Here is a 23,142-nt window from a genome sequence, read left to right on the forward strand (position 1 = left end):
TCATTCACCACAGTCTGGGAGGCTCGGTCTTCGGTGTCCGGTATCGACGAATCGATGGAGTCCTGGCGTCGACAGCTCATCCGTACCCCGAAACGGGACGAAGCGCTTGCGGCGTACGCGGCCCTTCTGCACCGGTACGGCGGCAGCCCCGACCTCACCATCGAGCACGACGGCTCGCCCTTATCCGTGCACGTCAACCCCCTAACCACCTTCGCCGACCTGGTCGCTCAGGTGCGCGGCGGACACGGGGACACGGTCGGCGCCGGACTCGTGCTGAAGCCGGGCGAGGGAACCCGGGGATTCGCGGCCCTGGACATTCCGCTGGAGGTCGGCCCGCACGAGGTCAGCCTTCGCGCCGCGCCGGATCGGTTCGAGGAGCCGGCGGTCAGCCACCTGCTCGGCCACTACGTACGCCTCCTGGCGGACGGCCAGGATCGCCCAGAAGCGGTGATTGGGGACCTGGAACTCCTGAGCCAGGAAGAGCGGCAGCGGATCCTGCACGACTGGAACGACACCGGGCATTCGATCCCGTCGCTCACCTGGCCGGAGATGTTCGCCGAGCAGGTGCGGCTGCGGCCGGACGCGGTGGCGCTGGTCTTCGAGGACACCCGTCTCACGTACGCGGAACTGGACGAGCGGGCCAACCGGCTGGCCCACGCGCTGATCGCGCGGGGAGCGGGCCCGGAAAAGGTCGTCGCGCTGGCCGTGCCCCGGTCGGCCGAGCTGATCGTGGCCGAGGTGGCGGTGCTGAAGTCCGGGGCCGCGTACCTGCCGCTGGACACCGACTACCCGCCGGACCGGATCGCCTACATGCTGGGCGACGCCACCCCGACCTGCCTGGTCACGACCACGGCCGTGCTTGACGACCTCCCGTGCGCCGACGGTCTGCCCGCCCTGGTGCTCGACGCGGCGCCAGAGCTGGCGACCGGCCCCTCCCACGATCCGTCCGAAGCCGACCGCGGCCGGCTGCGCGTCAGCAACGCCGCCTACGTCATCTACACCTCCGGCTCCACCGGCCGTCCCAAAGGCGTCGTGCTCTCGCACGCCGGAGTCGCCAAACTGGTCGCCACCCAGAGCGAACGCTTCGGCATCGGCCCCCACAGCCGGGTGCTCCAGTTCGCCTCGCCCGGCTTCGACGTCGCGTTCTGGGACCTCTGCCTGGGCCTGCTCTCCGGCGGGCGCCTCGTGGTCGTCCCCGCCGAACGCCGCGTCCCCGGCGCGCCGCTGGCCGACTACGCCGACGCCAACGGCATCACCTTCATGATCCTCCCCCCGGCCCTGCTCGACGCCATGCCCGACGGCGTACACTTGCCGCCGACCGCCACCCTGCTCGCCGGAACCGAACGCGTCTCGCCCGAACTCGTCGCCCGCCACGCCCGCGGCCGCATGATGTTCAACGCGTACGGCCCGACGGAGGCGACCACCAACTCCACGCTCGGCCTCTGCGACCCCGACATCGCCCCCGGCTCGATCGTCCCCATCGGCATCCCGGACCCGGGCACCCGGGCGTACGTGCTGGACGCCCGCCTCAAGCCGGTCCCCGCCGGCGTCACCGGCGAGCTCTACCTGGGCGGCGACGGCCTGGCCCGCGGCTACCTCGGCCGCCCCGACCTCACCGCGGAACGATTCGTCGCCGACCCGTTCGGCGCGCCGGGAGAGCGCCTCTACCGCACCGGCGACCTGGTGCGCTGGCGGCAGGACGGACGGCTGGAATTCCTCGGCCGGGCCGACTCCCAGGTGAAGATCCGCGGCTTCCGCATCGAACCCGGCGAGATCGAATCGGTCCTGCGCGCCCACCCCGCCGTCGACCAGGCCGCCGTCGTCGTCCGCGAGGACCGCCCCGGCGACCGCCGCCTCGCCGCCTACGTCGTGCCCGCCCTGCACGGCCCCGACGAGTCCGAACGCGTCGGCGACTGGAAAGACCTGCACGAACTGCTCTACCAGGCGGCCGGCACCGAGAACTTCCAGGAGAACTTCGCCGGCTGGAACAGCATGTACGACGGGCTCCCCATCCCCGTCGAGCAGATGCGCGAATGGCGAGACGCCACCGTCGCACGCATCACCGAACTGCGCCCCCGCCGCGTCCTGGAGATCGGTGTCGGCAGCGGCCTGCTGCTGTCCCGCCTCGCTCCCGCCTGCGACACCTACTGGGGCACCGACCTGTCCGCCGAAGCGATCAACGCCCTGCGCGCCCAGCTTCCCCCCGGCCTGGCCGGCCGCGTCGAACTCCGCGCCCAGCCCGCCCACGACCTGACCGGCCTCCCGGCGGCCTCCTTCGACACCATCGTGATCAACTCGGTCGCCCAGTACTTCCCCAGCGCCGACTACCTCACCGAGGTCATCCAGCAGGCCGCCACCCTCCTGACCCCCGGCGGCACCCTTTTCATCGGCGACGTCCGCAACCTCCGCCTGCTCCGCTGCCTCCGCGCCGCCGTCGAATCCCGCCGCGCCGGCGACCGAACCCCCACCGACAAGCAGGCCCTCCGCGCCGCCGTCGACCGCTCGGTCACCTGGGAAGGCGAACTCCTCCTCGACCCGGACTACTTCACCACCCTCCCCGGCTTCACCCCCGACATCCAGATCAAACGCGGCCACCACCACAACGAACTCACCCGCTACCGCTACGACGTCTCCCTCCGCCTCGCCCCGGCCACGCAACCCGCCCACGGCACTGACGGAGGTTCTCGTCCCGGCCTTGGGCAGCCCGCTCACGGTATTGATGTGGGCTCTCGCCCTGGCCTTGCCGGGCAACAGGCTCACGGTGTTGACGCAGGCCCTGGCGGACAGCCCATTCACGGCGTCGATGAAGGCTTCCGCGGTGGCCATGCCGGGCAACACGTTCACGGTCGCGCCGCGCATTTCGGTTCTGGCGCTGACGGGCAAAACGGTCATGATCTCGACCGAGAGACCGCCGCGCCTGCCCTCACCAGCGAAATCACCTGGACTGCCCTCGGTGGTCTGCCCGCTCTCGAAGCCCGCCTGACCGCCCAGTCCTCCCGTCTTCGCGTAACCGACATCCCCAACGTGCGCCTGGCCGACGACCTGGCCGCGCTCGCCTCCATCGAGGACGGCAGCCGCTCCACCATCACCCTTCCCGCTCCGGACCCCGAAACCCTCCACACCCTCGCCACCCGGCTCGGCCACCACCTGACCCTCACTTGGACCGGCCACGCCGACGACGGCAGCCTCGACGCGATCTTCACCTCGGTGACTGCTCATCCGGCGCGTGTCGAGACAAAGGTGATTGGCGGGGACACCACGCCCAGCGGTGACCTGAACGCCAGCGGTGGCCTGAATCCAGGCGGTGCCGCCATCGGCGACCTGAACCCTGACGTCGCCGCCAGCGATGGCCTGAACGCAAGCGGTGCTGCCAGCAGTGACCTGAACCCAAGTAGTGCCGCCAGTGGCGACCCCGACCTGAACCCAAGTAGTGCCGCCGCTGGCGACCCCGACCTGAACCCAGGTAGTGCCGCCAGCGGCGACCCCCTGACCCTTGGCGTTGCCGCCAGCGATGGCCTTAACCCAAGTGGTGCCGCCAGCGGTGGCTTGAACTCTCGCGGTGCCGCCAGTGGCGACCCGGAGCGCGAGGTGGTCGCTGAGGAGCACTTGGCCGTTCGGCTGTCGGCTTATCGGCGCAGCGGCGTCGTGGCGCTGGCCAATTCGCCGGCGCCGTTCCGTGATGTCGCCGCGTTGATGCGGACGTTGCGGGCGTATGCCGCCGAGTGGCTGCCGGATTACATGGTTCCGGCGGCGTTCGTGCCGATCGATCGGATTCCGGTCACCGCGAGTGGCAAGATCGACGCGTCGGCGCTGCCGGCTCCCGACTATGGGGCGCTCAGCTCCGGGCGTGCCGCGCGCGACCCGCGCGAAGAGTTGCTGTGTCGGTTGTACGCGCAGGTGCTCGGCGTGGAGTCGGCCACCATCGACGACGACTTCTTCGCCCTCGGCGGCGACAGCATCACCGCCATCCGGCTGCTGGTCGGAGCTCGCGAGGCCGGACTGAGGCTGACCTCCCGGGACGTGTTCCGGCATCGCACCGTGGCCGCGCTGGCTTCCGTCGCGGTGGACCGGATCGACGTTCAGGAGGCCGCCGAGCCGCTGACGCGGTTGCCCGCCGCCGAACTCGCCCGCGTTCAGGGCGATCAACCGGTGGCGGTTGAGGAACTGCTGCCGCTCAGCCCGCTCCAGGAGGGTTTCTTCTTCCACTCCCTGGTCGACGGGGCCGACGCGGACGCCTACGTCGTCCAGCAGGTCATCGAGCTGACCGGCACCTTGGACGGGCAGACTCTGCGACGGGCTGCCCAGCGGCTGCTGGAGCGGCACGCTCCGCTCCGCGCATGTTTCCGGTTGAGGCCGGACGGCCTGCCGGTCCAGATCATCGCCGCAGGGCTGGAGCTTCCTTGGCGTGAGGTCGAGGGAGTCCCGGTGGACGCGGTCGTGGCCGAAGAACGGTCGACGCCGTTCGATCTCGGTCGGCCGCCGCTTGTCCGGTGCGCCCTGGTTCGAGTGGGACCCGGCCAGCACCGGCTCGTGCTCACTTTCCACCACATCGTCGCGGACGGCTGGTCGTTGCCGGTCCTGCACCGGGAACTGCTGGCACTCTACGGAGACTCGGCGGACCTGCCGGAAGTCACGCCCTACCGGGCGCATCTGCGGCGCTTGGGGGAGCGGGACAAGGATTTCGCCCGGGAGGTGTGGAAGGGCGCGCTCGCCGGAATCGACGAGCCCACCCGCATGGTCACGACCCCCATCGTCGCCGGCGCCCCCAAACCCGGCCAGGTACGCGTGGAACTGGGCGAGGACGTCACCGCCCGGCTCGTCGGCCAGGCGCGGGAACACGGCGTCACCCTCGGCACGGTCGTCCAGGCCGCCTGGGGACTGCTGGTCGGCCGCTCGGCGGGCCGCGAGGACGTGGTGTTCGGCACCACGGTCTCCGGCCGGGACGCCGAAGTCGAAGGCATCGAGTCCATGGTCGGCCTGTTCATCAACACCCTGCCCACCCGCTTCCGCTGGCGACCCGCCGCCACCCTGGGCGACCTGCTCGAACTCCTCCAGGATGAGCAGGCTGCCCTGCTCGACCACCAGCACCTCGGCCTCGCCGAACTCCACCGCCTCGCCGGGCACACCGGCGGCGGCGACCTGTTCGACACCCTCGTGGTCTTCGAGAACTACCCGGCCGAATCCGGCCTCGCCGACGCCTCGGGAACCGTCCGGATCACCGGCCACGACTTCCACGACACCGTGCACTACCCGCTGGCCCTCATCGTGAAGCCGGGCCGCCGCCTCGACCTGGTCCTCAAATACCACGCCCAGCGCCTCGACCCCACCACCGTCCATGGCATCGCCAACCGCCTGGTACGCATCCTCCGCGCACTCGCCGCAGACCCGTCCCAGACCGTCGCCACCCTCGACCTGCTCGCCCCGGACGAACTCGCCCGCGCACACCCCACGGGCACGCCGGCGGACGTTCCGGAAACCACCCTGGCCGCCGCGTTCGAATCCCAGGCAGCCAGAACCCCCCACGCCACCGCCGTCATCTACGAGGGCGAACACCTCACCTACGCCGAACTCAACTCCCGCGCCGAGACCCTCGCACACCACCTGCGAACCACCGGAGCCCGCCCCGAACACGTGGTCGCGGTGGCCATCCCCCGATCGCCCGACCTGATGGTCGCCCTCCTCGCCGTCCTCAAATCCGGCGCGGCCTACCTCCCCCTGGACCTGGACTACCCCGCCGACCGAGTCGCCCACATGCTCGCCGACTCCGGCGCCCGCACCATCCTGACGACCACGGCCGCGCTCCCCAAACTCCCCGAACCCACCGGCCTCACCCGCCTCGTCATCGACACCCCTGACTTCGTCGAATCCACCACGCCCCAAGTCCCCGACTGCCGCAGCCAGACAAGCACCGAGCTCAGCACTTCCGAACACACCCAGGCCCGCCACCCGGAGGGCACCGAATCCGAGATCGCCGAAGGGCGACCGGATCATCCCAAAGCCAAAGCCAAAGCCGGCGTTGGAGTTGGAGCGGAAGCCGAAGCCGGAGCGGAAGCCGAAGCTGGAGCTGGAGCTGGAGCGGAAGTTGGAGCCGAAGCCGGAGCGGAAGCGGAAGCCGAAGCTGGAGCGGAAGCTGGAGCTGGAGCGGAAGTTGGAGTGGGAGCGGAAGTTGGAGCTGGAGCGGAAGTTGGAGTGGGAGCCGGAGCAGGAGGCAACGTCGGAGTCGAGTTCGACGGCGGTGCGAATGCCGACGCTCGATTTGAGGTCGCGGGGCCGGATCATCCCGCGTATCTGATTTACACCTCGGGATCGACCGGGCGGCCCAAGGGTGTCGTCGTCACGCATCGGGCGATTGTCAATCGGCTGGCGTGGATGCAGGCTGAATACCAGCTGGGCGCGGACGATCGGGTGTTGCAGAAGACTCCGGCCGGGTTCGATGTGAGTGTCTGGGAGTTCTTCTGGGCGTTGTGTGAGGGCGCTGCCGTGGTGTTCGCCAAGCCGGGCGGACATCAGGATCCCGCGTATCTGGCGGGGCTCATTCGTGACGAGCGCGTCACCACGATGCATTTTGTGCCGTCGATGCTCGAAGCCTTCCTGGCCGCCGACGAGATCACCGCCGAGCCGGGCTGGGCCGTGAGCCTTCGCCGGGTGTTCAGCAGTGGTGAGGCCTTGCTGGAGTCCGCCGCCTCCCGCTGGCTGGCTCTGACGGGCGCGCCCCTGCACAACCTCTACGGCCCAACGGAAGCGGCGGTGGACGTGACCTACCACCCGTGCGCCGCGTCCACCGGCAGCCCGGCGGCCGTCGTGCCCATCGGCCGCCCGGTCTGGAACACGGGGCTTCGCGTTCTCGACCTGTGCCTGCGCCCTGTCCCCGCCGGAGTTCCGGGTGAGCTCTATCTCAGTGGCGTGCAACTCGCCCGCGGGTACCACGCCCGTCCGGGGCTGACCGCAGAGCGTTTCGTCGCCGACCCCTTCGGCGAACCCGGCAGCCGCATGTACCGCACCGGCGACCTGGTCAGCCGGCGAGAAGACGGCACCATCGACTACCTCGGACGCACCGACCGGCAGGTCAAACTGCGCGGAAACCGGATCGAACTCGGCGAGATCGAGGCCGCCCTGGTCCGGCTGCCGGCGGTCGCTCGCGCCGCGGTGACCGTCCAGGGTTCGACTCTTGTCGCCTACCTGGTTCTGGCCGGTGGCGAACGACCGGACGAGACCGTCCTGCGGGAACGACTGGAAGCCGCGCTTCCCCCGGCCATGGTCCCCACCGCGTATGTGCTTCTTAAGGATCTGCCGCTGACGCCGAGCGGCAAACTCGACCGTGACGCACTGCCCGCCCCCCAGGCCGTCAAGGCCGGGAGCAGAGCCCCGAGCGGCCCGCGCGAACACCTGCTCACCGAGATCTTCGCGGCCGTGCTGAAGCTGCCCGAGGTCGGCGCCGACGACGACTTCTTCCTGCTCGGCGGCGACAGCATCACCTCGATCGGCGTCTCCAGCCGGGCCCGCCGGGCCGGACTCGATCTGAGCCCCCGCGACGTCTTCGAGCACCGCACACCGGCCGCCCTCGCGGCGACGGCCCCCGTCGTGACGCAGGCCGCGCCCGCCGCCGACACGTTCGCCCTCACCCCCGAGGAGATCGAGCGCGTGCACCGGCTCGGCTCGGTGGCCGACATCTGGCCGCTGGCGCCGCTGCAGGAAGGCCTGTTCTTCCACGCCACCTACGACGACAGCGCCCTGGACGTCTACACCGTCCACGAGTCCTTCGACTTCGCCACCCCGCTCGACGCCGGCCGCCTGCGCCAAGCGGTCCGCGCCCTGCTGGACCGCAACCCCAGCCTGCGGGCCGGATTCACCAGCGAGGGACTGCGCCAGCCGGTGCAGTTCATCGTCGCCGACCCGGAGATCCCGCTCGACGTCGTCGACCTGTCCGGCCTGCCCGAGGCCGAGCGCGATGCCCGGATGGCCGAGGTGATCGCCGAAGAGCGCACCCGCCGGTTCGACCTGGCCCGTCCGCTGCTGTTCCGGCTGCTCCTGATCCGCCTCGGCGAAGGCCGGGGAGACCGCCTCGTCGTCGGCCGCCACCTGCTGCTGTGGGACGGCTGGTCGGCCTGGCTCTTCTTCGGCCAGCTGCTCGCCCTGTACGCGACCGGCGACGGCCACGCCCTCCCGCCCTCCGGCAGCTACCGCGACTACCTCACCTGGCTGGCCGCCCAGGACACGGCCGTCGCCACCCAGGCGTGGCGGGCCGCCCTCGACGGCCTCGCCGAACCGACCCTGCTGGCCGAGGCCGGCCGGGAACCGGTCATCCCGGAAAGCCTCGACGTCACGCTGCCCGAAGCGCTCGCCGATCGGCTGCGCGCGGCCACCCGGCGCAACGGCCTGACCCTCAACACGCTGCTCAACGCGGCCTGGGGACTCGTTCTCGCGAGCGCGACCGGCCGCACCGACGTGGTGTTCGGCACGACCGTGGCGGGCCGCCCGAGCGAGGTGCCCGAGGTCGAGAACGTCATCGGCATGTTCCTCAACACCGTCCCGGCCCGCGTCGCCTTCGACCCGGCGGAACCGGTGCTCGGACTGCTGCGCAGGATCCAGGGCGAACGCCTGGCCCTGATGCCGCACGAGTACCTCGGCCTGGGCGTGCTCCAGGCGGAGACCGGCCACCGGCGCCTGTTCGACACCCTGTTCGTGCTGCGCGACGGCGACACCGAGGACCGCCTCACCGACCTCCACGACCGGTACGGCGCGACCGCCGTCGCCAACGTGGACGCCACCCACTACCCGATCAACCTCATCGTGACCCCGGGCCGCCAGATCAGGGTCACCCTCACCCACCGCCCCGACCTGATCGACCACACCCGGGCGCAGACCCTGCTCGACCGCTTCGCCGTCCTGCTGGAACGCCTGACCGACGACCTGAACGCCCCGGTCGGCGGCCTCGACCCCCTGCTCGCCGCCGAGCGCGCGGCCCTGGAACTCGAATGGGAACCCACTCGCGTCCCCATGCCCGAGGAAACCATCGCCGACCTGCTGGCCGCCCAGGCGACCAGAACCCCCGGCGCGCTCGCGCTCGTCTTCGGGGAACGCACGGTCACCTACGCGGAACTGGACGCCCGCATCAACCGGCTGGCCCGGCTGATGCTGGCGAAGGGAGCCGGGCCGGAGCGGATCGTCGCGCTCGGGCTGCCACGCTCCATCGACATGGTGGCGGCCCTGTTCGCCGTCCTCCGCACCGGAGCCGCCTACCTGCCCCTGGAACTCGACTATCCGGACGACCGGCTGACCGCGATGCTGGCCGACGCGCGGCCGCAGGTCCTGATCTCTACCACGGCGGTGTCGGCGCGGCTGGCCGGAGACATGCCGCGCGTCCTGCTCGACGAGATCGAGGCGGACCTGGCCGCGCTGCCCGCCGGGCCGATCACCGAAGCCGACCGCCCGGCCTTCAGCCTGGAACACCCGGCGTACGTGATCTACACCTCGGGCTCCACCGGGCGGCCGAAGGGCGTCGTCACCCCCTACCGGGGGCTGACGAACATGCAGCTCAACCATCAGAAGGAGATCTTCGACCCGGCGGTCGCGGCCGCGGGCGGGCGGCGGCTGCGGATCGCGCACACCGTCTCGTTCGCCTTCGACATGTCGTGGGAAGAGCTGCTCTGGCTGGTCGAGGGCCATGAGGTGCACGTGTGCGACGAGGAGCTCCGCCGCGACGCGCAAGCCCTGGTCGCCTACTGCGAGGCGCACCGGGTGGACGTCGTCAACGTCACCCCCACCTACGCCCATCTCCTCATCGAGGAGGGACTGCTGGCGGGCCACCGGCCCCCGCTCGTACTGCTCGGCGGCGAAGCCGTGCCGGAAACCGTCTGGACCCGGCTCCGCGACACCGAGGGCACCTACGGCTACAACCTGTACGGCCCCACCGAATACACGATCAACACCCTCGGCGGCGGCACCCACGACAGCGCCACCTCGACCGTCGGCCGGCCCATCCGGGGCACCCGCGCGCACATCCTGGACGGCTGGCTGCGCCCGGTCCCCGACGGCGTGCCCGGCGAGCTGTACATCGCGGGCATCGGCCTGGCCCGCGGCTACCTCGGCCGCCCCGCCCTGACCGCGGAACGTTTCGTCGCCGACCCCTTCGGCCGGCCGGGCGAACGCCTCTACCGCACCGGCGACCTCGTCCGCCGCCGCCCGGACGGCAATCTCGACTTCCTGGGCCGTACCGACGACCAGGTGAAGATCCGCGGACATCGCGTCGAGCCTGGCGAGATCGAGACTGTGCTCACCCGTCGCCCGGGGGTCTCCCAGGCCGCCGTCGTCGCGCGCGACGACCCGGCGGGCGGGCAGCGGCTCGTCGCCTACCTGGTGCCCGCCGAGCTGACCGGTGACGAGCGGGAATCCGCCGAACTCGCCCAGATCGGCGAATGGCAGGAGATCTACTCCGACGAGTACGAGCAGATCGGCACCGCCGTCTTCACCGAGGACTTCGCCGGCTGGGACAGCAGCTACGACGGCACCCCCATCCCGATCGAGCACATGCGGGAGTGGCGGGCGCAGACCGTGGCGCGGATCAGGGAGCTGCGCCCCCGCCGCGTCCTGGAGATCGGTGTCGGCTCCGGCCTGCTCCTGTCCCAGCTGGCCCCGGACGCGGAGGCGTACTGGGCGACCGACCTGGCCGCCCCCGTGATCCGGAAGATCGGCGAGGACCTGCGCCGCGACCCGGGCCTGGCCGCCAAGGTCACTCTGCGCTGCCAGCCCGCCAACGCCACCGACGGCCTGCCCGCCGGCTACTTCGACACGATCATCATCAACTCGGTCATCCAGTACTTCCCCAGCGTCGACCACCTGACCGAGGTCATCTCCGGCGCGATGCCCCTGCTCGCCCGCGGCGGCGCCCTGTTCATCGGCGATGTCCGCGACCTGCGGTCGGCCGGCACCTTCCACACCGCGATCCAGCTCGCCCGCGCCACCCCGGACGCCGCTCCCGACCAGATCCGCCGGGCCGCCGGGCGCGGCCTCGCCCTGGAGAAGGAGCTCCTGGTAGACCCCGACTACTTCACCACCCTCGGCCACGCCGTGGACCTGCGCACCAAGGGCGGCCACCACCACAACGAACTCACCCGATACCGGTACGACGTCGTCCTCTACGACGACACCCCCGACCTCCGCCTCGGCGACGAGCCCACCCTCGACTGGCAGACCCTCCTCGAACTCCGCAACCCGGCGACGGCGGAGCCGGGCCCACGCTGGCGTGAGCAGCTGGCGGCGCTGTTGCGGGCGTGGCGGCCCGGGGCGGTTGAACACGCGGACATCGTGCATGCCGCCACCGACAAAAACGCGCTGCGTCTGACCGGCGTCCCGGATGGCCGGATTGGTACCGAGCGAGGTGTCGGCATTTCGGGGGTTGAGCCCTATGAGCTGCGGGAAGTCGCCGCCGCGGAGGGATATCAGGTGCTCACCACCTGGTCGGGTGAGATCGGGCGATTCGAGGCTGTCTTCGTCCGGGGCGAGGTTCGCGTCACTTCCGGGCTCTATCGGCCAGGGGGCGGCATGGCTCCCTACGCGAACGCTCCCGTCGCGGCACGGCAGGCTGGCGGGCTGGTCGCCCGGGTTCGGGAGGAGCTGCGGCGGGAGCTACCCGATTACATGGTTCCCAGCGCTTTCGTGGTGCTTGACCGGCTTCCGATGAACGACAACGGGAAGCTCGACGTGGCCGCGCTGCCGGACGCCGAGCCGGTGGTCGCCTCGCGTGGGCGCGGGCCGCGTACGCCGCAGGAAGAAGTGCTGTGCCGGCTCTTCGCCGAGGTGCTCGCGCTCCCGGCGGCCGGAGCCGAGGACAGCTTCTTCGATCTCGGCGGGCATTCGCTGCTCGCGACCCGGCTGATCAGCAGGGCCAGAGTCGAACTCGGAGCCGAGCTGGCGATCCGCGACCTGTTCGAGGCGCCGACGCCCGCGCTGCTCGCGGAACGGGCGGATGGCGGCAAACCCGCGCGCCCGCCCGTGGTGGCCGTCGCCAATCGCCCGGAGCGGATCCCGGTGTCGGCCGCGCAGCGGCGGTTGTGGCTGGCCGAGCGGCTCAGCGGCGGCGACGCGTACCATTTCCCGCTCGTCGTACGGCTGCGCGGGGAGCTCGATGTCGACGCGTTGCGGCGGGCGCTGGCCGATGTCGCCGTCCGGCATGAGGCGCTCCGGACTGTTTTCGTGGAACACGACGGCGAGCCGTACCAGCTGATTCTGGACGGTGAGCCGGGCTTCGCGGTGCTGGACTGTGCGCCGGAGCTGCTCGGCGAACGGGTGCGGGAGGCGGTTCAGCGGCCGTTCGATCTCGCCGCGGAGCTGCCGGTTCGGGCGGATGTGTTCAGGGTCGCGGCCGATGACCACGTGGTCGCGATCGTGCTGCATCACATCGCCACCGATGAATGGTCGGATCGGCCGTTCCTGGCGGATCTGGACGTCGCGTACCAGGCCAGAAAGGGCGGCGAAGGGCCGGAATGGGCGCCGTTGCCGGTGCAGTACGCCGACTACACGCTCTGGCAGAGCGGGCTGCTGGCCGCAGACGGTGAGCGGCAGCTCGGGTTCTGGACGCGCGCGCTGGATGGGCTGCCCGAGGAGATTCCGCTGCCGCTCGACCGGCCTAGGCCGGCGGAACCGGATGGGCGCGGTGGCCTGGTACGGGCGGAAGTGCCCGCCGATACGGCCGGAGCGCTGCGGGCGCTCTGCGCGGAAACCGGGACCAGCATGTTCATGCTGCTCCAGGCGGGTGTCGCCGCGCTTCTGCACCGGATGGGCGCGGGAGACGACATTCCTCTCGGCGCGCCGATCGCCGGACGAACCGACGAGAACCTGGACGACCTGGTCGGGTTCTTCGTGAACACGCTCGTCCTGCGCGCCGATCTGTCCGGCGATCCGACGTTCGCCCAGCTGGTGGCCAGGGTCAGGGACGCCGATCTGACCGCGTTCGAGCACCAGGATCTGCCCTTCGAGCGGCTGGTCGAGACGATCAACCCGCCCCGCGTGCCGGGACGTAACCCGCTGTTCCAGGTGATGCTGGGCTATCACTACCGCCCGGCCGGAGACCCGGACGTGCTGGGGCTCGGCACCCAATGGTGGCCGACCCGGATCGAGACCGCCAAGTTCGACCTCGACTTCACTTTCGTCGACCATCTCTCCGAGATCACCCTGCTCCTGGAGTACGCCACCGATCGGTGCGATCCGGGCACCGCGCAGGCACTCGCCGAACGCGCCGTCGCCCTGCTCGGGCTGCTGGCGGCCCGGACCGACATCCCGATCAGTAAATTCTCGGTGCTCACCGCCGAAGAACGCCTGAACAGCTGCAACGACACCGAACGCGCGATCGAGCTCCGCAGTGTGCCGGAATTGTTCGCCGAAGCCGCCTGGAACAAACCCCACCAGACCGCTCTGGTGGCCGGCGGCAGGCGGATGACCTTCGCGGAATTGTCGGTCCGCGCTGACAGCATCGCCCGCATGCTCAAGCAACGGGGGATCGGGTTCGAGGACGTGGTCGGCCTCGCGCTGCCCAGATCGGAGATGGTGCCGGCCATTCTCGGCGTTCTCGCCGCAGGAGCGGCGTATCTCCCGCTGGACCCCGCATATCCGGCGGAACGCCTGCGGTACCTGCTCGACGACACCGGAGCCGCATGCGTCATCAGCACGCCTGACCTGGACCTGCCCGGCTCGGTCACACTCGACGACCTCCCCGTCGGCGGACGGCTCGCGCCCGTTCCGGTGCCACCGGACTCGGCCGCGTATGTCATCTACACCTCGGGTTCCACCGGAATGCCCAAGGGCGTCATCGGCACCCATCGCGGCCTGAGCAACCTGTTCGGCTCCCATCGGACCGACCTCATCGAACCGGCGGGACCGGGCGTGCTCCGAGCCCTGCACGCGGCGTCGTTCAGCTTCGACGGATCATGGGAGCCGCTCCTCTGGCTCCTCGCCGGGCACGAACTCCACGTCGTGGACGAACACACCATGACCGACCCGGCCGCGCTTCTCGATCACATCGCCGAGCACGAGCTCGACTTCGTCGACTTCACCCCCACATACCTGCAGGAACTCATCCACCACGGTTTCCTGGACGGCTACTTGCCGAAGGTCCTCGCGGTCGGCGGCGAAGCCACCTCCGCCGAACTCTGGGCCACGCTGCGCGCGCTCCCCGGCACCGTCGTCCACGACCTGTACGGCCCGACGGAATGCGCCGTCGACGCCTACGGCTGGCACGGACCCCAGGAATGGGCGGCCCCCATCGCCAACACCCGGGCACACGTGCTGGACGCGGCCCTGCAGCCGGTCCCGATCGGGGTGCCCGGTGAGCTCTACCTGTCCGGCGAAGGGCTCGCGCGCGGCTACCTCGGCCGTCCGGGCCTGACGGCGGAACGATTCGTCGCCGACCCGTTCGGCGAGCCGGGCGGACGCCTCTACCGCACCGGCGACCTGGTCCGCCGTCGCGCCGACGGCACGCTCGACTTCCTCGGCCGGGCCGACGACCAGGTCAAGCTTCGCGGCTTCCGGATCGAGCCCGGCGAGATCGAGGCCGTCCTGCGCGGCCACCCCGCCGTCGCCCAAGCCGCTGTGGTCATCCGCGAGGACACCCCGGGGGCGCGGCGACTCGTCGCATATGTCGTTGGCGCACATGTGGACCCCGCGGAACTGCGCGCCCACGTCGCCGCCCGGATGCCCGAGCACCTCGTGCCCGGAGCCTTCGTCGAACTCCCGGCGCTGCCCCGGTCGATCAGCGGGAAGCTGGACAGGAGAGCGCTGCCAGCCCCGGAGTCGCCCGTGTCCGCCGCCGGCCGGCGGCCGAGGGATGCCCGTGAGGAGATCATGTCCGAGCTGTTCGCCGCCGTGCTCGGCGCGGAGCGGGTCGGCGTCGCGGAGGACTTCTTCGCGCTCGGCGGGCATTCGCTGCTGGCGATGCGGCTGGTCAGCCGGATCAGGGCGGCGCTCGGGGCCGAGGTCTCCCTTCGTGAGGTCTTCGAGGCCCCGACGCCGGAACGGCTCGCCGTCCGGCTGCGGCAGGCGGGCGAGGTCAGGCCCGCTCCCGCGCGGCTGGAGGCGCGGCCCGAGTTCCCGCCGTTGTCGTACGCGCAGCAGCGGTTGTGGGTGTTGCATCGGCTGGAGGGCCCCGACCCCGCTTACAACATTCCGATGGCGTGGCGGTTGTCCGGGGAACTGGACGTGGAGGCGCTTGAGGCCGCGGTGCGGGATCTGGTGGCGCGGCACGAGAGCCTGCGGACGGTGTTTCCCGATCGGGACGGGCAGGCGTATCAGCTCGTGCTCACGCCCGAGCAGGCCGATGTCGGCTTCCGGGTGGAAGACGTCGAGGAGGGGGATCTGGCCGGGAGGCTCGCCGAAGCGGCCGGGCGCGGGTTCGAACTCGATCGTGAAGTGCCGATCCGGGCGTGGGTGTTCCAGGTCGGGCCGCGGGAGCGGGTACTGCTGCTGGTCGTGCATCACATCGCCGCCGACGAGTGGTCCGATCGGCCGCTGCGCCGGGATCTCGCCGAGGCGTATCGAGCCAGGTGCGAAGGACGGGCGCCGGACTGGGCGCCGCTGCCGGTGCAGTACGTCGACTACACCCAGTGGCATCGGGAGTCGCAGGAAGCCGGTCAGGCGGGTCAGCTCGACTACTGGCGGCAGGCACTCGCCGGGCTTCCCGAGGAGCTGCCGCTGCCTGCGGATCGGCAGCGGCCCGAGGAGAGTAGCCACCAGGGCGGGGCGGTCGGGCTGACCGTCGAGCCCGAGCTGGCGCGTGGGCTGCGGGCGCTGGCGCGGGCGCATGGTGTCAGCATGTTCATGGTCACCCAGGCGGCCGTGGCCGCGCTGCTGCATCGGCTCGGCGCGGGCGACGACATCCCGATCGGGACGCCGATCTCGGGGCGTGGCGACGAGAAGGTGGAAGAGCTCGTCGGTTTCTTCGTCAACTCGCTCGTGCTGCGTACTGATATTTCTGGCACGCCTACTTTTGGTGAGCTGCTGGGGCGGGTTCGCGAGACCGATCTGGCCGCGTATGAGCATCAGGATCTGCCGTTCGAGCGGCTGGTGGAAGCGGTCAACCCGGCCCGGTCGCTGGCTCGGCATCCGCTGTTCCAGGTCATGGTCGTCTATCTGACCGACCAGGACGGCACGCTCGATCTGCCCGGGATGACGGTCACCCCCGAGCCGCTCGGGCAGGAGACCGCCAAGTTCGACCTCAGCTTCGACTTCATCGAGCGGGGCGACGCGCTGGAGGGCTGGATCGAGTTCAGCTCCGACCTGTTCGACGAGGCGACGGTCGAGCGGATGGCCGGGCGGCTGGTCAGGTTGCTGGAGCAGGTCGTGGCCGAGCCGGGGCGCCCGGTCCGGGATCTGGAGGTGCTCGCCGACGATGAGCGCGCGCTGGTTCTGACCGGATGGAACGACACCGTTCGGCAGGTGCCGGATACGACGCTGCCCGAGTTGTTCCGGGCTCAGGTGGCCCGGACGCCGGACGCGCTCGCGCTGGTCTCCGTAGACCAGCGGCTGACGTACGCGGAGCTCGACGAGCGGGTGGAGAAGGCCGCCCGGGTGCTGGCCGGGCTGGGCGCGGGTCCGGAGCGTACGGTCGCCGTGGCGTTGCCACGTTCGGTCGAACTGGTCGTGGCGTTGCTGGCCGCGCATCGGGCGGGGGCGGCGTACCTGCCGCTTGATCCGGAGTATCCGGAGGAGCGCTTGGAGTTCATGCTTCGGGACGCCGAGCCGGTCTGCGTGATCCGCGACGGCATTCCGGGTGGTCCGCTGGGTGAACTGCCGGACCGGTACGATCCGCGGCACCCCGCGTATGTGATCTACACCTCCGGTTCGACCGGGCGGCCGAAGGGCGTGGTCGTCCCGCAGGAGGGGATCGTCAACCGGCTGCTCTGGATGCAGGACACCTACCGGCTGACGGCGGACGATCGGGTCCTGCAGAAGACGCCGTCCAGTTTCGACGTGTCCGTGTGGGAGTTCTTCTGGCCGTTGATCACCGGTGCGGCGCTGGTCGTCGCCAGGCCGGAAGGCCATCGGGATCCGGCCTATCTGGCCGCGCTCATCCAGGCAGAGGGGGTCACCACCACCCACTTCGTGCCGTCGATGCTGCGCGCGTTCCTCGACGAACCCACCGCGGCCGGCTGCACGGGCCTGCGGCGGGTGATGTGCAGCGGTGAGGCGCTTCCGGCCGGTCTCGCCGCGAGGTTCCACCAGGTCCTCGACGCCGGGCTGCACAACCTCTACGGCCCGACCGAGGCCGCCGTGGACGTGACCGCCGTCGAGATCCGCCCCGGATCCGCCGCCGTCCCGATCGGGCGGCCGGTGTGGAACACCCGGACATACGTGCTGGACGCCGGTCTCCGGCCGGTTCCGCCGGGAGCCGCGGGGGAGCTCTACCTGGCGGGCGTCCAGCTAGCGCGCGGGTATCTGGCACGTCCCGGCCTGACCGCCGAACGCTTCGTCGCCGACCCCTACGGCCCGGGGGGAAGCCGGATGTACCGGACCGGCGACCTCGCCCGCTGGAACCTCGACGGCTCGCTCGACTACCTCGGCCGCGTCGACGACCAGGTCAAGATCCGCGGCTTCCGCATCGAACTCGGCGAGATCGAAAGCGTCCTGGCCCGGCACGAGGCCGTCGCCCACGCCACCGTCATCGTCCGAGATGAGCGCCTGATCGCCTATGTGGTGCCCATGGCCACCCCACAGGTCTCTGCGGACACGCCGGAAATGTCCGCCAGCGGCTCCGGGGCGCAGGATCGATCCGCGGGCGTAGCTGAGGTCGTGCCCGGTCGCTCTGAAGGTGTCGCCGGAGCCGGGTCCGATCAGTCTGTTGGCGTCGCTGGAGTCAGGTTCGATCAGCCCGTTGGCGGCACCGGGACACCCACGAGGCCGGCCTCCGATATCGCCGGGGTCGCGCGGGGATCGGGAGTCCAGAGCTCTGGAGGAGTGTCGGGTCTTCGGGCGTTTGTGGCCGATGTTCTGCCGGATTACATGGTGCCGGCGGCGTTCGTGTTCGTGGACGCGCTGCCGTTGACGCCGAGCGGGAAGCTCGATCGGAAGGCGCTTCCCGCGGTGGACTTCGCCGCCGAGGTGAGTGAGACCATGCCGCGGACGCGGCAGGAGGAGCTCATCGTCGGGCTGATCGCGGGTGTGCTCGGCCTGGACCGGGTCGGGGTGGAGGACGACTTCTTCGCACTCGGCGGGGACAGCATCGTCGCCATGCAGCTGGTCAGCAGGATTCGCGGGACCGGGCTGACGATCACGCCCAGAGACGTCTTCCGGCATCGGACGGCGGCGGGCCTGTCCCGGGTCGCCACCGTGTCCGCCGCCGAGGACGACCATGGCAGCCTGCCGGGGGACGCGCTTGTCCAGCTCTCCGCCGAGGAACGGGCTGAGATCCCCGCCGGGGTCGAGGTTCTTCCGGTGTCTCCGCTCCAGGCTGGTCTGCTGTTCCATGCGTCGCTGGACGCCGGGCCGGATGTCTACACCGTGCAGGTGTCGTACGACATCGAAGGGCCGCTGGATGCCGAGCGGTTGCGGGCGGCCGGTCAGGAACTGCTGGACCGGCACGAGAATCTGCGGGCCGGATTCCGGTACCTGTCCAGTGGACGGCCGGTTTCGGTTGTCGCGCGGGAGGTTACGCTGCCCTGGCGGCAGGTTGATCTGTCCGGGTCGGATGAACGATGGGATGAATATCTCGCCCAGGAACGGCGCCGATTCCGGCCGGAGGCGCCGCCTCTGCTGAGGTTGCTGCTGGCCAGGGTGGGGCCGGAACGCCATCGGCTCGTGCTCTCGCATCAGCATCTTCTGCTGGACGGCTGGTCGGTGCCGCCGCTCATGCGGGAACTCGCCGACCTGTACGCGGGAGCCCGGCCAGCGCCGGTGCCGCCCTACCGCGACTACCTCCGGTGGCTCGCTCGCCAGGACGCGGAGGCTTCGGGGGCCGCTTGGGCGCGGGCGCTCGACGGGCTGGAGGGGCCCACCCATCTGGTGCCCGGCGATCCGAACCGCGTTCCCGCCGTCCCCGAGATGATCACTACGCTGCTCACCCCCGAGCTCACCGAGGCTCTGACCGCGCTGGCCAGAAGCCACCGGGTCACGCTCAATACCCTCGTTCAGGGCGCATGGGGATTGGTGCTCTCCCGGTTCACCGGGCGCGACGACATCGTGTTCGGCGCGACCGTGGCCGGACGCCCGCCGGACCTGCCCGGGGTGGAGGCGATGATCGGCCTGTTCATCAACACGGTTCCGGTCAGAGTCCAGCTCAGGGAACGTGAACCACTCGGCGAATTCCTCACCAGGATCCAGAACGAGCAGTCGGCACTCATCGAGCACCAGCACCTCGGGCTCGCCGACATCCAGCGGAAGGCCGGCCTGGGCGAACTGTTCGACACGCTGATGGTCTTCGAGTCCTACCCGGACAACGGAGGACCAGAAGACGGCCTGCGGCTGACCGTCCGCGATCACCAGGACTCGACGCACTACCCGTTCACCTGGGCGGTCGAGCCCGGGGAGCGGCTGTCATTGACCGCCGAGTACCGGCCCGACCTGCTCGACCGCACCCAGATCGAGAAAATGGGCGCGGCCATGCTCCGCGTCTTCGAGGCGATGATCGCCGGCCCGGGACAGCCGGTCGGCCGAGTCGACGTCCTCACCCCGGACGACCGGCACACCATCCTGGAAAGCTGGAACGACACCGCCATCCCCGGCGAGCCCAGCACCGTTCCCGCCATCTTCGAGGCCCAGGTCGCGGCCTCGCCGGACGCCGTCGCCATCGTGGCGGGGACCACCATGTGGACGTTCGCCGAGCTCAACGAACGAGCCAACCGGCTGGCCCGGCTGCTGGTCGATCATGGCGCGGGCCCGGAGCGGATCGTCGCCCTGTCCCTGCCACGCACCGCCGACTACATCCTCGCCATCCTGGCCGTGCTCAAATCGGGGGCCGCCTACCTTCCGGTGGACGCGGACCTTCCCGCCAGCCGCGTCCGGGACATGATCGACGACGCCCGGCCGTCGCTGGCCCTCACCACCGCCGATTCCGCACTGCCGGACGACCTGCCGCAGATCCGGATCGACGCGCTCGACACCAGCGCCGGCGATTCAGCGGGGCTCTCGGAAACTCCCGGGCACGATCTCGCCGTGCCGCGCGATCCCCGGCACCCCGCGTACGTGATCTACACCTCGGGGTCGACCGGCAAGCCCAAGGGCGTCGTGATCAGTCACGGCGGTGTGGTCAACCTCTTCCACAGCCACCGCCGCATGCTCCACGACGTCGCCAAGCGCCGCACCGGCCGACGCCATCTGCGGGTCGGCCACGCATGGTCGTTCTCCTTCGACGCGTCCTGGCAGCCGCAACTCTGGCTCCTGGACGGCCACGCCCTGCACGTCATGGACGACGAAACCCGCCGGGACCCGGACCTGCTGGCCGCCGCCATCCGCGCCGAGGAACTCGACTTCATCGAGGTCACCCCGTCCTTCCTCGCCCAGATGGCCGAATCGGGCCTGATCAGGGACGGCGAATGCCCGCTGGCCATCGTCGGCGTCGGCGGCGAGGCCGTCCCCGACTCGCTCTGGTCGGAGCTGGCGCAGCTCCGTGCCACCGAGGCCGTGAACCTGTACGGCCCGACCGAGGCCACCGTGGACGCCCTGATCGCCCGCGTGTCCGACAGCGACCGTCCCACCGTCGGCCGCCCGGTCGGCAACACCCGGGCGTACGTGCTGGACGCCGCCCTCCGCCCGGTCCCGGCCGGCGTGACCGGCGAACTCTATCTGTCCGGTCCCGGACTGGCGCGCGGCTATCTCGGGCGTCCAGGACTGACCGCCGAACGATTCACCGCCGACCCGTACGGGCCGCCAGGACACCGGATGTACCGGACCGGGGACCTGGCCCGATGGAACGCCGACGGTCAGCTCGAATACGGCGGCCGGGCCGACGACCAGCTCAAGATCCGCGGCTTCCGCATCGAACCCGCGGAGATCGAAGCCGTCCTCGACCGGGACGACTCGGTCGCCCAGGCCGTGGTCATCGCCCGCGAGGACCGCCCCGGCGTCCGCCACCTGATCGCCTACGTCGTCCCGAACGACGGCCGGGCCGTCAACCCGGCGGAGCTTCGGGCGGCGACTGCCGCCGTGCTCCCCGATTACATGGTCCCGGCCGCCGTCGTGGCGCTGGACGCGCTCCCGCTGCTGCCCAACGGAAAACTCGACCGCAACGCGCTGCCCGCGCCCGACTTCACCCTCGCCGGACGCCCCGCCACCGGGGAGACCGAGCAGGCCCTGGCCGCGATCTTCGCGGATGTGCTCGGCCTGCCCGGCATCGGCGCCGACGATGACTTCTTCGCCCAAGGCGGAGACAGCATCGTCGCCATGCGCCTGGTCAGCCAAGCGCGCGCCGCCGGTTTCGCCATCACCCCGCGCCAGGTCTTCCGGCACCGTTCGGTCGCCGCCCTGGCCGCCGTCGCCACCCGGGACGCCGAGCAAACCGTCCCGCTGACGCCGATCATGCACGCCCTGCTCGAGCGCGGCGGCCCCATCGACGGCTACCACCAGTCCGCCCTCCTCCAAACCCCTCCGGACCTGGACGAACCCCGCCTGGTCGCCATCCTGCAAACCGTGGCCGACCGCCACGACATGCTCCGCGCCCGCCTCGACCGCTCGGGCACCTGGTCTCTCCGCGTACCCGAGAACAAGAACGCGGCCACCTGGCTCACCCGCATCCCCTGCGAATCCATTTCCGCCGCCGACCTCACCGCACACGCGGAACAAGCCAGAGCCGCCCTGAACCCCGACACAGGGGACATGGTCCGCGCCATCTGGTTCGACGCCGGCCCAACCCAGCCGGGACGCCTGCTCCTGCTCATCCACCACTTCGCGGTCGACGGCGTCTCCTGGCGCGTCCTCCTCCCCGACCTCGCCGAAGCCTGTCAAGGCCAACCCCTGGAACCGGCGACCTCATTCCGCCAGTGGTCGCAAGACCTCGTCGAACGCGCCAACGACCCGGCGACAGAAGACGAACTGGCCTTCTGGACATCGGTCCTCACCGGTGGTCCGGAGGTGCCCGGCAGCGCGGATCAGCCGAACACTGCGGATTCGACAGGCGACTCAGGTCGGTTCGAGAGCCCAGCGTTGGCAGGTGACATGGATCTACCCCCCGCTCCTGATGGCGAGCTGGGTCTGTCGGTCCTCGATACTGCGGCTACCGCTCGCAGCGTCTCGGTCACCCTGCCCGCCAGATGGACGGAACCGCTGCTCAGCCGGGTCCCCGCGGAACTGGGCGCGACCGTGAACGACGTGCTGCTGGCCGCGCTCGCACGGGCGGTCACGGAGTGGCGAGGCAGTCGGGACGTTCTCGTCGACTTGGAGACCCACGGGCGGCTCGGCGACGCCGACCTGTCGAGAACCGTCGGATGGTTCACCGGTGTCGTGCCGGTCCGGCTGGATCTCGATGGCCTGCCAGTCGAGCGGGGAGTCGCCCGGATCAGGGACGGCCTGGCCGCGCTGCCTGCGGGAGGGGTCGGCTTCGGCCTGCTTCGCTGGCTCAACCCCGGAACCGGCCCCGAACTGGCCCGCCTGCCTCAGCCGTCGATCCAGTTCAATTACCTCGGCCGATTCGGACTCCCCGAGGCCACGGACTGGTCCTGGGCCCCCGAGAACGTCGAACTCGGCGATCACCCCGACCTGCCGATGTCCCACGCCCTCACCCTCAACGCCCTCACCGAGGACCGGATCACCGGCCCCGAACTGACCGCCACCTGGACCTACGCCTCCCGCCTCCTCTCCGAGGAAGCGGTCACCGACCTCGCGCAATCCTGGTTCCGGGCACTCGAAGCCCTGGTGGACCACATCCAGAAGGAAGGAAACCCCGCATGAGCAGCAACCCCTTCGAGGACCCGGACGGCGTCTACACCGTCCTCGTCAACGACGAAGGCCAGCACAGCCTGTGGCCCGAGTTCGTCGACGTCCCAGCCGGCTGGACCGTCGTCCACGGCCCGGGCGAACGCCAGGCATGCCTCGACTACATCGAGACCAACTGGACCGACCTCCGTCCCAAGAGCCTGATCGAATCCTGAGCACGCGAAAAGGGCCGGGACACCACTCCCGGCCCTTCGCGTACCCGGCGACATCAGCGCCGGCCGACTACCGGGT

Annotated in this window: 2 protein-coding genes; both read left to right on the forward strand. The window is 70.6% G+C overall.

Features of this window, described 5'->3' with window-relative positions; genetic code table 11:
• Nucleotides 1-33: 33 nt before the first annotated feature.
• Nucleotides 34-22,866: a non-ribosomal peptide synthase/polyketide synthase gene (locus tag Acor_RS43945; protein WP_246238337.1), complete on the forward strand. Its 22,833-nt coding sequence runs from the start codon at nucleotides 34-36 to the stop codon at nucleotides 22,864-22,866.
• A complete protein-coding gene (locus Acor_RS01440; RefSeq protein WP_155334633.1) occupies nucleotides 22,863-23,066 on the forward strand; it encodes an MbtH family protein in 204 nt (67 codons plus the stop codon). Before Acor_RS43945 ends, Acor_RS01440 begins: the two co-directional genes overlap by 4 nt.
• Nucleotides 23,067-23,142: the final 76 nt, after the last annotated feature.

It is taken from the genome of Acrocarpospora corrugata (assembly GCF_009687845.1).
GTDB classification, from domain to species: Bacteria; Actinomycetota; Actinomycetes; order Streptosporangiales; family Streptosporangiaceae; genus Acrocarpospora; species Acrocarpospora corrugata.